At 58.0% G+C, this 13,843-nt stretch carries 9 protein-coding genes; 6 read left to right on the top strand and 3 right to left on the bottom strand.

From position 1 onward, the window contains the following. The first annotated feature begins 91 nt into the window (after positions 1–91). The 5 genes from nanR (at position 92) to nanQ (ending at position 4,767) form a co-directional block, all read left to right on the top strand. Entirely contained in the window at positions 92–874 is a 783-nt protein-coding gene (nanR, locus tag AC2T6E_RS14520; RefSeq protein ID WP_120159704.1) for a transcriptional regulator NanR, read from the top strand. A gap of 122 nt (positions 875–996) precedes the next feature. After that, positions 997–1,890, top strand: a complete 894-nt coding sequence (gene nanA / locus AC2T6E_RS14515) for an N-acetylneuraminate lyase (protein WP_108416113.1) — start codon at positions 997–999, stop codon at positions 1,888–1,890. Positions 1,891–1,961: 71 nt separating this feature from the next. Then, positions 1,962–3,446 carry an MFS transporter gene (locus tag AC2T6E_RS14510; protein WP_214594697.1) on the top strand — a complete coding sequence of 495 codons (1,485 nt, stop codon included), beginning with the start codon at positions 1,962–1,964 and terminating at the stop codon, positions 3,444–3,446. Beyond that, on the top strand, positions 3,443–4,303 hold the full coding sequence (gene nanK / locus AC2T6E_RS14505) for an N-acetylmannosamine kinase (RefSeq protein ID WP_486692282.1): 861 nt from the start codon (positions 3,443–3,445) through the stop codon (positions 4,301–4,303). Before AC2T6E_RS14510 ends, nanK begins: the two co-directional genes overlap by 4 nt. Then, on the top strand, positions 4,300–4,767 hold the full coding sequence (gene nanQ / locus AC2T6E_RS14500; protein WP_486692280.1) for an N-acetylneuraminate anomerase: 468 nt from the start codon (positions 4,300–4,302) through the stop codon (positions 4,765–4,767). The genes nanK and nanQ overlap by 4 nt, the downstream gene beginning before the upstream one ends. 34 nt (positions 4,768–4,801) lie before the next feature. Here nanQ and AC2T6E_RS14495 read toward each other — a convergent pair whose 3' ends face one another. Both AC2T6E_RS14495 and gltB read right to left on the bottom strand, forming a co-directional pair. Further along, on the bottom strand, positions 4,802–6,220 hold the full coding sequence (locus tag AC2T6E_RS14495; RefSeq protein ID WP_148401070.1) for a glutamate synthase small subunit: 1,419 nt from the start codon (positions 6,218–6,220) through the stop codon (positions 4,802–4,804). 9 nt (positions 6,221–6,229) lie between these two features. Continuing rightward, the gene (gene gltB, locus AC2T6E_RS14490; RefSeq protein ID WP_108416117.1) at positions 6,230–10,690 is read right to left on the bottom strand and encodes a glutamate synthase large subunit; all 4,461 of its coding nucleotides are present in this window, start codon (positions 10,688–10,690) and stop codon (positions 6,230–6,232) included. 687 nt (positions 10,691–11,377) lie between these two features. Here gltB and mnmL point away from each other — a divergent pair. Further along, positions 11,378–12,319, top strand: coding sequence for a tRNA modification radical SAM protein MnmL/YtqA (gene mnmL, locus AC2T6E_RS14485; protein ID WP_100166565.1), 942 nt, complete (start codon positions 11,378–11,380; stop codon positions 12,317–12,319). Here the strand turns inward: mnmL and AC2T6E_RS14480 are convergent. Then, on the bottom strand, positions 12,299–13,801 hold the full coding sequence (locus AC2T6E_RS14480) for a helicase HerA-like C-terminal domain-containing protein (protein WP_109492456.1): 1,503 nt from the start codon (positions 13,799–13,801) through the stop codon (positions 12,299–12,301). The genes mnmL and AC2T6E_RS14480 overlap by 21 nt on opposite strands. Between the last annotated feature and the right edge of the window lie 42 nt (positions 13,802–13,843).

Genomic DNA, 13,843 nt, shown 5'->3' with positions numbered 1-13,843 from the left:
CTCCGGGCCTGTTTTGCTTTCTGCCCCTTTTCGCCCCCTCTAATTTCCTGTGTTATGATGAGCCGTTTTCCTTCTATGGCACCGGACTGCAATGAAACCGACCGATCTTAAAGCTGAAAACTCTGATGAAACTATTGGCCGCAGCCTGCATCGTCGTCCGCTGGCGCGCAAAAAGCTGTCTGATATGGTGGAAGAAGAGCTGGAGCAGATGATCCGCCGCAAGGAGTTCGCCCAGGGAGAACAACTGCCCTCCGAACGCGAGCTGATGGAGTTCTTCAACGTGGGCCGCCCTTCGGTGCGTGAGGCGCTGGCGGCGCTAAAGCGTAAAGGGCTGGTGCAGATCAACAACGGCGAACGTGCCCGCGTCTCCATGCCTTCAGCCGATACCATCATCAGCGAACTTTCTGGCATGGCGAAAGATTTCCTGACACAGCCCGGCGGCATTGCCCATTTTGAGCAGCTACGCCTGTTCTTTGAATCCAGCCTCGTTCGATTTGCCGCTGAGTTTGCCACTGACGATCAAATCGCTCAGCTGACAAAAGCGCTGGAGATCAACAGCCAGTCTCTGGATGATAATGCCCTGTTTATTCGATCCGACGTCGATTTCCACCGCGTGCTGGCGGAGATCCCCGGCAATCCGATCTTTAACGCGATCCACGTTGCGCTGCTCGACTGGCTGATCGCCGCGCGTCCAAAAGTGCCGGATGCCGAGCTGTATAAGCATAATGAAGTCAGCTATCGCCAGCATATTGCGATCGTCGATGCGATCCGCCGCCGCGATCCGGATGAGGCCGATCGCGCGCTCCAGACCCACCTCAACAGCGTTTCTGCCACCTGGCACGCTTTCGGCCAACATACAAAAGCCAAAAAATAACGATCCTTTAGTGAAGCAGATCGCAATATAAGCGTTCTGTATTCCACTGCTGCTTAATTGATCTGGTATAACAGGTATAAAGGTATGTCGTTATAACAAACACACGTTCGATTGAGGTAACTATGGCAACGCAATTACGCGGCGTAATGGCCGCACTCCTGACCCCGTTTACTCAGCAGCAAATGCTGGATAAAGAGAGCCTGCGCCGTCTGGTGCAGTTCAATATTGAGCAGGGCATCGACGGGCTTTATGTGGGTGGCTCAACGGGAGAGGCTTTTGTGCAAAGCCTTTCAGAACGCGAGCAGGTAATGGAGATCGTGGCGGATGAGGCGAAGGGGAAAATCACCCTCATTGCCCATGTTGGCTGTGTCAGCACCGCTGAAAGCCAGCAGCTGGCAACGGCTGCCGCCCGCTTTGGGTTTGACGCCGTGTCCGCCGTCACACCGTTCTACTATCCCTTCAGCTTTGAAGAACACTGCGACCACTACCGTGCAATTATTGATTCCGCGGATGGTTTGCCAATGGTGGTCTATAACATCCCGGCGCTGAGCGGCGTCAAACTGACCCTTGACCAAATCAACACGCTGGTGACGCTGCCGGGTGTTGGCGCGCTGAAGCAAACCTCTGGCGATCTCTTCCAGATGGAGCAGATCCGCCGCGCGCATCCGGATCTGGTGCTCTACAACGGCTACGATGAGATCTTCGCTTCCGGCCTGCTGGCAGGCGCTGACGGAGGGATCGGCAGTACGTACAACATTATGGGCTGGCGCTATCAGGCGATCGCTAAAGCGGTTCGGGAAGGGGATAACGCCACCGCGCAGCGTCTGCAAGGCGAGTGCAACAAGGTTATCGACCTGCTGATTGGCGCTGGCGTCTTCCGTGGTCTGAAAACGGTGCTGCACTATATGGACGTGGTCTCGGTACCGCTGTGCCGCAAGCCGTTTTCACCCGTGGACGAAAAATTCGTGCCCGCGCTAAAAGCCCTGGCAGAGCAGCTAATGGCGGAAAAACGCTAACGCATTACGTAGGCCGGGCAAGGCACAGCCGCTGTCCGGCAAAACGACAGAGAAATCGTCGGGAGAGTGAAATGAGTATATCTACCCAAAGCATCCCGTGGTACCGCCATCTTAGCCGCCCGCAGTGGCGTGCCTTCTCCGCTGCCTGGCTGGGATATTTGCTTGATGGCTTCGATTTTGTACTGATTGCCTTAGTTCTGACGGAAGTGAAAAGCGAGTTCGGCCTGACGACGGTGGAAGCCGCGAGCCTGATTTCGGCGGCCTTTATCTCACGCTGGTTCGGTGGCCTGCTGCTGGGGGCGATGGGCGATCGCTATGGCCGCAAGCTGGCGATGATTACCAGCATTGTTCTTTTCTCCTGCGGCACCCTGGCCTGCGGGCTTGCGCCGGGCTACGTCACCATGTTTATCGCCAGAATGGTGATCGGCATGGGGATGGCGGGCGAATACGGCTCCAGCGCAACCTACGTGATCGAAAGCTGGCCAAAGCAGCTGCGCAACAAGGCGAGCGGCTTTTTGATTTCCGGTTTCTCCGTGGGGGCCGTCATCGCCGCACAGGTCTACAGCCTCGTGGTTCCCGTCTGGGGCTGGCGCGCGCTGTTCTTAATCGGCATCTTGCCTATCGTCTTTGCCCTGTGGCTGCGCAAAAACATCCCGGAAGCCGAGGACTGGAAGGCGAAGCACGCTGGCAAAGCGCCGGTACGCACGATGGTCGATATTCTTTATCGCGGTAAGTACCGCGTAATCAATATTGCCATGACGCTGTTTGCCGGTGCGGCGCTGTGGCTCTGCTTTGCCGGAGAGCTAAACAACGTTGGGATGGTGGTCATTCTGGGGCTGCTGTGCGCCGTCGTTTTTATCAGCTTTATGGTGCAAAGCAGCGGTAAACGCTGGCCTACTGGCGTAACGCTGATGGTTGTGGTGTTGTTTGCCTTTCTCTATTCATGGCCAATTCAGGCGCTGCTGCCAACCTATTTGAAAACGGAGCTGGCCTACGATCCGGCTACGGTGGCCCGCGTGCTGTTCTTCAGCGGATTTGGTGCGGCGGTGGGCTGCTGCGTAGGCGGTTTTCTTGGCGACTGGCTGGGCACGCGTAAAGCGTACGTCTGCAGCCTGCTGGCCTCGCAGCTGCTTATTATTCCGGTGTTTGCGATCGGCGGCGCGAATATCTGGGTGCTCGGGCTGTTGCTCTTTTTCCAACAGATGCTGGGTCAGGGCATTTCCGGGATCTTACCTAAGCTCATCGGCGGCTATTTCGATACCGACCAGCGGGCGGCCGGGCTTGGATTTACCTATAACGTCGGCGCGCTGGGCGGGGCGCTTGCACCGGTGATCGGCGCTCTGCTGTCCCAGCGGATGGAGCTGGGAACCGCGCTGGGATCGCTCTCCTTTGGCCTGACATTTGTCGTGATCCTGTTGATCGGCCTCGATATGCCGTCCCGCGTTCAGCGCTGGATCAGGCCGGAAGCGCTGCGCACTCACGACGCCATCGACGGTAAACCGCTGAGCGGAGCCTTTCCTGCGGGCGCGGTCAAACGCGAGCAGGTGATGAAATGACGACGCTGGCACTTGATATTGGCGGCACGAAGCTCGCTGCCGCCCTGGTTGAAGGGGACGTTCTGTTGATGCGCAGGGCGTGCCCGACCCCCGGCAGCCAGACGCCGGGCGCGCTTGAGGAGGCGCTACGTGCCCTGGTTTTACCTCTGGTAAGGCATGCCGGGCGCGTGGCGGTGGCATCGACAGGGATTATTCATAACGGCGTGCTCACCTCCATTAATCCGGCCAACCTGGGTGGCCTGGATCACTTTCCGCTGGTCGCCTTTCTGGAAGCTGCCACGCAATTACCGGTCACGGCGGTTAACGACGCGCAGTCCGCCGCATGGGCAGAGTTTTGCGCGCTGCCCGTGAGGGACGATATGGTGTTCCTGACGGTTTCAACTGGCGTGGGCGGCGGCGTTGTACTCAACGGAAAACTTCAGACGGGCAGCGGGGGGCTGGCCGGGCATCTTGGGCATACGCTGGCCGATCCCGCCGGGCCGCTTTGTGGCTGTGGACGAAGAGGATGCGTTGAAGCCATTGCCTCAGGCCGGGGCATTGCTGCTCAGGCGCAGGGCGAACTGGCAGGGCTGGATGCAAAGGCGATATTCAGCCGGGATACGACGCAGGCTCGCAGGCTGGTGGCAAATTCGGCACACGCGCTGGCGCGACTGATCGCCGACGTTAAAGCCGTTACCGACTGTCAGGTTATCGTGGTCGGCGGCAGCGTGGGGCTGGCGGAAGGGTATCTCCCTCTGGTGAAAGCCTATTTATCGCAGGAGCCAGAAGTGTATCAGGTGCCCCTTCGGGCGGCGCATTATCGTCACGACGCCGGGCTATTGGGCGCGGCGCTGTTAGCTACAGGAGATGCATTATGATGATGGGAGAGCTGCAGTCACTGGCATCGTCGGGCCTGCCCGCCGCACTGGTGAATGCTCTCACGCTGGCGGTTGCCGCCCGGCCAAAGGAGAAAGCGCCGGGTCACTACGAACTGCAGGGTGATGCTATCTTTATGAATGTTATGCAGTTTGCTACACAAGCCCCGGAGCTGAAAAAGGCAGAGCTGCACGCGGAGTATATTGATATCCAGCTCCTGTTAGCCGGTGAAGAGCGGATTCTGTTTGGCGTTGCGGAGTCCGCGCGCGGGTGCGAGGAAATGCATAGCGCCGAGGATTATCAGCTTTGCAGCCGCATTGAAGGGGAGCAGTCGGTAGCGTTAAGACCGGGGATGTTCGTGGTGTTTATGCCGGGGGAGCCGCATAAGCCAGGGTGCATCACCGACTCGGTGGGAGAGATTAAAAAGGCCGTGGTGAAGGTTCGCGCCAGCCTGTTAACCGCATAAAAAAGCCGGATGGTTTTCCATCCGGCTCGATCTTTTACACTTCCAGGTAGTTCAGTATACCGTCAGCGGCTTTACGCCCTTCGGCAATCGCCGTGACCACCAGGTCAGAACCGCGAACAATATCGCCACCGGCGAAGATTTTCGGGTTGCTGGTCTGGAATGCGTTGTCGCTGCCTTCAGGTGCAATCACGCGGCCCTGTGAATCCAGCTCAACGCTGTGCTTCGCAAGCCATTCCATGCTGTGAGGACGGAAACCAAACGCCATGACGACGGCATCGGCCGGGATCACATGTTCGGAGCCTGCCACGATCTCCGCGCGACGACGGCCTTTCGCATCCGGCGCGCCCATCTCAGTGCGCGCCATCTTCACGCCGCTCACTTTACCGTTAGCATTCACTTCAATGCCCAGAGGCTGGATGTTGAACTGGAACTCCACGCCCTCTTCACGCGCGTTTTTCACTTCGCGTTTAGAGCCCGGCATGTTCTCTTCGTCACGACGATAGGCGCAGATCACGTGTGCCGCGTTCTGACGAATAGACGTACGCACGCAGTCCATCGCAGTATCACCGCCGCCCAGCACCACCACGCGTTTGCCTTCCATGCTGACGAACGGCTCATCGGCGGTTTCGCCGTAGCCCATGATCTGCTTGGTGTTGGCAATCAGGAACGGCAGGGCATCATAAACACCTGGTGCCTCTTCGTTTTCCAGACCGCCGCGCATGGACTGGTAGGTGCCCACGCCGAGGAACACGGCGTCGTAATCCTTCAGCAGGTCGTCGAGCTGCACGTCGCGGCCCACTTCCACATTCAGTTTGAACTCAATGCCCATGCCGGTGAAGATTTCACGGCGACGGGTCATGACCTCTTTTTCCAGCTTGAAGGCCGGGATACCGAAGGTCAGCAGACCGCCGATTTCCGGATGACGGTCAAAGACCACCGCCTTCACGCCGTTGCGGGTCAGCACGTCCGCACAGGCCAGGCCCGCCGGGCCCGCGCCGATGATGGCCACGCGCTTGTCGGTTTGACGCACGCCGGTCATGTCCGGGCGCCAGCCCATCTCGAACGCTTTATCGTTGATATAGCGCTCGATGTTGCCGATGGTCACCGCGCCAAATTCGTCGTTCAGCGTACAGGAGCCTTCACACAGGCGGTCCTGAGGACACACGCGGCCGCACACTTCCGGCAGGGTGTTGGTCTGGTGAGACAGCTCGGCGGCTTCAAAAATACGTCCTTCGTTGGCCAGTTTCAGCCAGTTTGGGATGTAGTTGTGGACCGGGCATTTCCATTCGCAGTAAGGGTTACCGCAGGACAGGCAGCGGTCTGCCTGTGCTTTGGCCTGGCCTTCTGAAAACGGCTCGTAGATTTCTACAAATTCAATTTTGCGGATCTTCAGCGGTTTCTTTGGCGGATCAACACGCTGCAGGTCGATAAACTGGTATACGTTCTGGCTCATCTGAATTCCTTACTGCGCCTGCACGCGCAGCTCTGCTGCGCTACGACTACGGTGACCCAACAGGGCTTTAACATCGCTGGACTTCGGTTTAACCAGCGCGAATTTCGCTGAGAACGCAGGCCAGTTCGCCAGGATCTCTTCACCGCGCGAAGAACCGGTATGCTGCACATGCTCGGTAATCAAGCCGCGCAGGTGTTCTTCGTGGATGGCCAGCGTTTCAACGTCCAGCACTTCCACCAGTTCCGGGTTCACGCGTTTGCGGAACTCACCGTCTTCGTCCAGGACGTACGCAAAACCGCCCGTCATGCCCGCGCCGAAGTTCACGCCGGTTTTACCCATTACGCAAACAATCCCGCCCGTCATGTATTCACAACCGTTATCGCCAATGCCTTCCACCACGGTGATAGCACCAGAGTTACGCACCGCAAAACGCTCGCCCGCACGACCTGCTGCGAACAGACGACCGCCGGTCGCGCCGTACAGGCAGGTGTTACCGATGATGCTCGCTTCATGGCTGCGGAAGGCTGAGCCGACCGGAGGACGCACCGCCAGCAGACCGCCTGCCATGCCTTTACCGACGTAGTCGTTGGCATCACCAGTCAGGTACAGCTCAACGCCGCCTGCGTTCCACACGCCGAAGCTCTGACCCGCGGTACCGCTGAAGTGCGCAGTAATCGGATCCGCCGCCAGCCCCTGGTCACCGTGCGTTTGCGCGATATAACCGGAGAGGGAGGCACCCACGGAGCGGTCGGTGTTGCGGATATCAAACCAGAACGTTTTGCTCTGCTTGTCGTCCACGTACGGTTTCGCCTGCTGCAGCAGCTGCGCGTTCAGCACGCCGTTATCGAACGGCGGGTTGTTCTCGGTGCAGTAAACCGCTTTGCCAGGATGCGGCTGTGCGGTTTCCAGCAGCTTAGACAGCTCCAGCTTCTGCTGCTTCGCGGTGAAGCCTTCCAGCTCTTTCAGCAGGTCGGTACGGCCAATCAGGTCCACCAGGCGTTTCACGCCCAGCTGCGCCATCAGCTCGCGGGTTTCACGGGCGATGAAGTCAAAGTAGTTGGTCACTTTGAACGGCAGGCCGTGATAGTGGTTCTTACGCAACTTCTCGTCCTGGGTAGCTACGCCGGTTGCGCAGTTGTTCAGGTGGCAAATACGCAGGTATTTACAGCCCAGCGCAACCATCGGGCCGGTACCGAAGCCGAAGCTTTCCGCGCCGAGGATTGCCGCCTTGATAATGTCGAGGCCAGTTTTCAGACCACCGTCCACCTGCAGACGGATCTTGTGACGCAGGCCGTTCGCCACCAGCGCCTGCTGGGTTTCCACCAGGCCAAGCTCCCACGGGCAGCCCGCGTATTTCACGGAGGAGAGCGGGCTTGCGCCGGTACCGCCGTCGTAACCGGCGATGGTGATCAGGTCAGCATAGGCTTTCGCCACGCCGGTAGCGATGGTGCCGACGCCCGGTTCGGAAACCAGCTTCACGGAGATCATCGCTTTCGGGTTGACCTGTTTCAGGTCGAAAATCAGCTGCGCTAAGTCCTCGATAGAGTAGATATCGTGGTGCGGCGGCGGGGAGATCAGCGTCACGCCCGGTACGGAATAGCGCAGTTTGGCGATGTAAGGCGTGACTTTATCACCCGGCAGCTGACCGCCTTCGCCCGGTTTAGCACCCTGAGCGACTTTAATCTGAATCACGTCGGCATTGACCAGGTACGCAGGCGTCACGCCAAAGCGACCGGATGCCACCTGCTTGATACGGGAGACCTTGTTAGTGCCGTAACGCGCTGGGTCTTCACCGCCTTCGCCGGAGTTAGAGTTGCCGCCGATGCTGTTCATGGCTTCCGCCAGCGCTTCGTGGGCTTCCGGGCTCAGCGCGCCGATGGACATCGCCGCGGTATCGAAGCGTTTGAACAGCTCGGTTGCAGGCTCTACGTCGTCGATGCTGACGGCTTCGTCACCCGGGTTCAGGGCAATGAGGTCGCGCAGCGTTGCCGCCGGACGGTTGTTTACCAGCTCAGCGTACTGCTGATAATCGCTGTATTCACCGCTCTGAACCGCCTGTTGCAGCGTGCGCACCACGTCCGGGTTATAGGCGTGGTATTCGCCGCCGTGAACGTATTTCAGCAGACCGCCCTGATCCAGCGGCTTACGTGCCAGCCAGGCGCGTTTTGACAGGTTCACCAGATCCTGCTGGAAGTCAGCAAAACCGGCGCCGCCGATGCGGCTGATCACGCCCTGGAAGCAGAGATTTGCGACATCGTCATGCAGGCCGACCGCTTCAAACAGCTTCGAACAGCGGTAAGAGGCGATAGTCGAGATGCCCATTTTGGACATGATCTTGTACAGGCCTTTGTTGATGCCGTTGCGGTAGTTCAGCATTACCGCGCGGTAATCTTTGTCGATCGCGCGGGTATCCACCAGACGGGCCAGCGTTTCGTAGGCCAGATACGGGTAGATCGCCGTCGCGCCAAAGCCTAACAGCACGGCAAAGTGGTGCGGGTCGCGGGCGCTGGCGGTTTCAACAATGATGTTGGCGTCGCAGCGCAGGCTCTTATCGACCAGACGCGTCTGGATAGCACCCACCGCCATTGGCGCAGGTACCGGCAGACGGTTTTTCGCGATATTGCGGTCAGACAGCACCAGCAGAACGGTACCGTTACGCACCATCTGTTCAGCTTTATCACACAGCGCATTCACCGTCTCTTCGAGGGTCGCCTCGGTCACGTCGAACGTAATATCGAGCGTGTCGGCGCGGTAGTGATCCTCTTTCAGCGTAGTGAGCTGTTTGAAATCGGAGTACAGCAGGATCGGCGATTTAAAGGTCAGACGGTGCGCCTGGCCTTCGGCTTCGCAGAAGACGTTCATCTCGCGGCCGATGCTGGTTGCCAGCGACATCACGTGCGCTTCACGCAGCGGATCGATCGGCGGGTTGGTGACCTGCGCGAACTGCTGACGGAAGTAGTCGTAAATAATGCGCGGCTGGCTGGAGAGCACGGCAAACGGGGTATCGTCACCCATGGAGCCGACCGCTTCCTGACCGTTTTCACCCAGTACGCGGATGACGGAGTCAAGCTCTTCCGCGCTGTAGTTAAACTGCTTCTGGAAGCTTGCGAGGGTATCGTCGTCCAGCTCGCGGCTGCCCACTTCTTCGTCCGGCAGATCTTCGAACGGCACCAGACGACGGACGTTTTTCTCCATCCACTCTTTGTACGGATGGCGGCTTTTCAGATCGTTGTCGGTTTCGGCGGAGTGCAGGATACGCCCACCGCGGGTGTCGATAACCATCAGCTCGCCCGGACCGACGCGGCCCTTCTCGACCACTTCGTCAGGCTGGTAATCCCAGATCCCGACCTCAGACGCGCAGGTGATGAGCTTATCTTTGGTGATGACGTAGCGCGCCGGACGCAGACCGTTACGGTCCAGGTTACAGGCGGCAAAACGGCCGTCGGACATCACGATGCCAGCCGGGCCGTCCCACGGCTCCATGTGCATGGAGTTAAAGTCGAAGAACGCGCGCAGCTCAGGGTCCATATCCGGGTTGTTCTGCCATGCCGGCGGCACAAGCAGACGCATGGCGCGCACGATGTCCATCCCGCCTGCCAGCAGCAGTTCCAGCATGTTATCCATGGAGCTGGAGTCAGAGCCGGTTTCGTTCACGAACGGCGCGGCATCATGCAGGTCAGGGATCAGTGGCGTCTGGAACTTATAGGTACGGGCGCGGGCCCACTGGCGGTTACCGGTGATGGTGTTGATCTCGCCGTTGTGCGCCAGATAGCGGAACGGCTGAGCCAGCGGCCAGCGTGGAACGGTGTTGGTGGAGAAGCGCTGGTGGAACAGGCAAATGGCCGATTCCAGACGCAGATCCGCCAGGTCCAGGTAGAAGCGCGGCAGGTCAGCCGGCATACACAGACCTTTATAGATGTTCACCAGGTTAGAGAGGCTACAGACGTAGAACTCTTTATCGTCCTGGAGACGTTTTTCAATGCGGCGGCGGGCGATAAACAGACGGCGTTCCATATCACGCGGACGCCAGCCCGCAGGCGCGTTAACGAAAATCTGTTCAATACGAGGCAGCGAGGAGAGGGCGATTTCACCGAGCACCCCTTCGTTGGTTGGCACATTGCGCCAGCCGACAATCGACAGGGTTTCACGCTGAAGTTCTTCTTCGACGATGCGGCGTGAGGCAGCAGCCTTTTCAGGATCCTGGTTCAGGAACAGCATGCCGACAGCGTAGTTTTTGGCTAAACGCCAGCCGCGCTCTTCCGCTACGATGCGGAAGAAACGATCCGGTTTTTGCAGCAGCAGGCCGCAACCGTCGCCGGTTTTACCATCGGCAAGGATGGCGCCACGGTGCTGCATTCGGGCCAGTGCGTGAATAGCAGTACGCACTACCTTGTGGCTAGGTTCGCCTTCTATGTGGGCGATCAGGCCGAAACCACAGTTATCCTTCTCAAGGGATTTATCGTACAACATATCAGTGAACCTCCCCAGGCTCGTCGGGCTTCCCACTGAACTTTACCGTGGCGCACAGGCACAGAAAGAGCATGGCGACGGGGTTTGCGTTTCATACGCGGACCTCGCATTCGCCCTCTTTTTCATCCTTTCGCGCAGGTAAACAAGTTTGAGGACTTGCTTCAGAGGGAATCTCAATTACTGCATAAATATGATGAGCAGGCCGCTCATCCAGAAAGCTTCCAGCGGATTTCCAACTTATCGGGAATTGGTACACAGGTCAAATGGCAATCTTATTTATACAAAAATGTGCTAAAGAGAGTTTATCTGATTGTAATTAAAGGGTATTTAACTATTTTTACATTGATTGTATGCCCTGACAGGACGCAGCGGAGTGTGATCTGACTCACTATATGAAAGCGGTATTATCAATGTAGCGTGCTGAGTAGCCGTTTTATAGCAGAATAATAATCTGGCATTGAATGCAAGCCCGCATAAACCCACTGTTTTTCAGTGATGGCGCTATAAATGAAAAAAACAATCAGAACATAAGGAAAAGTAATCACGAATGGCGTGAATGGAATTGCAGTAATCTTGAGTATTTATTCATATGGATAAAGGCCGTCCAGGGCGATTGATCCAGGTCATCGCCGACAGAGGCTAAAAATGGCAGGCTTGTCCCCTTTCTCCGGGACGGTCTATCAGATTATGCAGTTACAGAAATTAGTCAATATGTTTGGTGGGGATCTTTTGCAGCGATACGGACAAAAGGTTCATAAGCTGACGCTGCACGGCGGGTTTAGCTGCCCGAATCGCGATGGCACCATCGGGCGCGGCGGCTGCACCTTCTGTAACGTTGCGTCCTTTGCTGACGAAGCTCAGCAGCATCACTCTATCGCGGAACAGCTCGCGCATCAGGCGAGCCTGGTGAACCGCGCGAAGCAGTATCTGGCCTATTTCCAGGCCTACACCAGCACGTGGGCGGAGGTGCAGGTGCTGCGCTCGATGTATCAGCAGGCGGTCAGCCAGGCTAACATCGTAGGGCTGTGCGTGGGGACGCGCCCGGACTGCGTACCGGACGCGGTGCTGGACCTGCTCAGCGAGTACAAAGAACAAGGCTACGAGATCTGGCTGGAGCTGGGCTTGCAAACCGCGCACGACAAAACCCTGCACCGCATCAATCGCGGTCATGATTTCGCCTGCTACCAGCGCACCACGCGGCTGGCCCGTGAGCGTGGGCTGAAAGTCTGTTCGCATCTGATTGTTGGGTTACCCGGCGAAGGTCAACAGCATGGTCTTGAAACGCTGGAAAAGGTGGTTGAGACCGGCGTGGACGGCATTAAGCTGCATCCGCTGCATATCGTTACGGGAAGCATTATGGCGAAAGCCTGGGAAGCAGGGCGGTTAAGCGGTATTGAGCTCGACGACTATACGGTGACGGCAGGGGAGATGATTCGCCACACGCCGCCGGAAATTGTCTACCACCGCATCTCCGCCAGCGCCCGCCGTCCAACGCTTCTGGCACCGCTATGGTGTGAGAACCGCTGGACGGGGATGGTGGAAATCGACCGCTATCTACAAGAGAACGGTGTACAGGGGTCGGCGCTTGGCCGCCCGTGGGTTCCCCGTCTACCGGCGACGGCCGCCTAACAGGCTTCCCAGCATGCCGCGCACTATCTGATTGGTGACCTGTCGTGCGGCGCTTTTCGCCATGGTTTGTACCACGCCGTCGCGCTTGCCGCCGCGCGGCCCGGTGCTGCCGAACAGGATGTCTTTGAGCCCCCCGAGAATACCGTCATCCACGGCGACAGACTGCCCTTTTGCGGCAGGCGCATCCTGCGATTCCGTTGTCGCCTGAACCCCTTTTTGCAGCATCTCGAACGCGGACTCCCGGTCCACTTCGTCTTCGTACTTTCCGTAAACCGGAGAGTGGTTAATCAGGCCGTTGCGTTCATCGTCGGTAACCGGCCCCATGCGCGAGCAGGGCGCGATCACCATAGCGCGTTCCACCACGGACGGGCTGCCCTTTGCATCCAGGAACGAGATCAGCGCTTCACCGGTGCCTAACGCCTGAATCGCCGCTTCGGTATCAAAGGCCGGATTGGCGCGCATGGTTTGCGCGGCGGCTTTTACTGCTTTCTGATCTTTTGGCGTAAAGGCGCGCAGGGCGTGCTGCACGCGGTTACCAAGCTGACCGAGCACGTTATCCGGGATATCCGACGGGTTTTGTGACACAAACCAGACGCCAACGCCTTTGGAGCGGATCAGGCGAATGACCTGTTCAATTTTATCCAGCAATACCTGCGGCGCGTCGTTAAACAGCAGGTGCGCTTCGTCAAAGAAGAAGACCAGCTTCGGTTTTTCCAGATCGCCCGCTTCGGGTAACTGTTCGTACAGTTCGGAGAGCATCCACAGCAGGCTGGCGGCGTAGAGCTTTGGCATCTGGTAGAGCTTTTCTGAACTCAGAATGTTGATGATGCCTTTGCCGCTGCTGTCGGTGCGCATCCAGTCTTTGATATCCAGCATCGGCTCGCCGAAGAAGTGTTCGGCCCCCTGTTGCTCCAGGGTCAGCAACCCACGCTGAATGGCCCCTACCGAGGCGCTGCTGATGTTGCCGTACTGGTTCTGGAAGGATTTGGCGTTATCGCCGATATACTGCGTAATGGCGCGCAGATCTTTGAAATCAAGCAGAAGCAGTCCCTGATCGTCGGCAATGCGGAAGATAATGTTCAGCACGCCGGACTGTACGTCGTTGAGGTTAAGCAGACGGGCCAGCAGCAGCGGGCCGAGATCGGAGACGGTGGCGCGCACCGGGTGGCCTTTTTCACCAAAGATATCCCACACTACCACCGGATTGCTGTGCGGCGTCCAGTCCGTGATGCCAATATTCTTCAGCCGTTCGAGCAGTTTTTCAGAGGCCGTCCCTTCCTGAGCCACACCGGTTAAATCGCCTTTCACGTCAGCCATAAAGACCGGTACGCCAATCTCCGAAAGCGACTCCGCCAGCTTTTGCAGGGTGACGGTTTTTCCCGTCCCGGTCGCTCCGGTGATCAGACCGTGGCGGTTCGCCATCGCGGGCAGTAAATACAGCTCTTTTTCCAGCGTCCGGGCGATTAACAATGGTGTACTCATGATGCGCTTCCTCTCTTTGTCCTGGGTGGAGTATAGGCAACC

It is taken from the genome of Enterobacter sp. B79-1 (assembly GCF_057444735.1).
The sequence above is the reverse complement of the archived record's forward strand: the minus strand, read 5'-3'. Positions and strand labels throughout refer to the sequence as shown.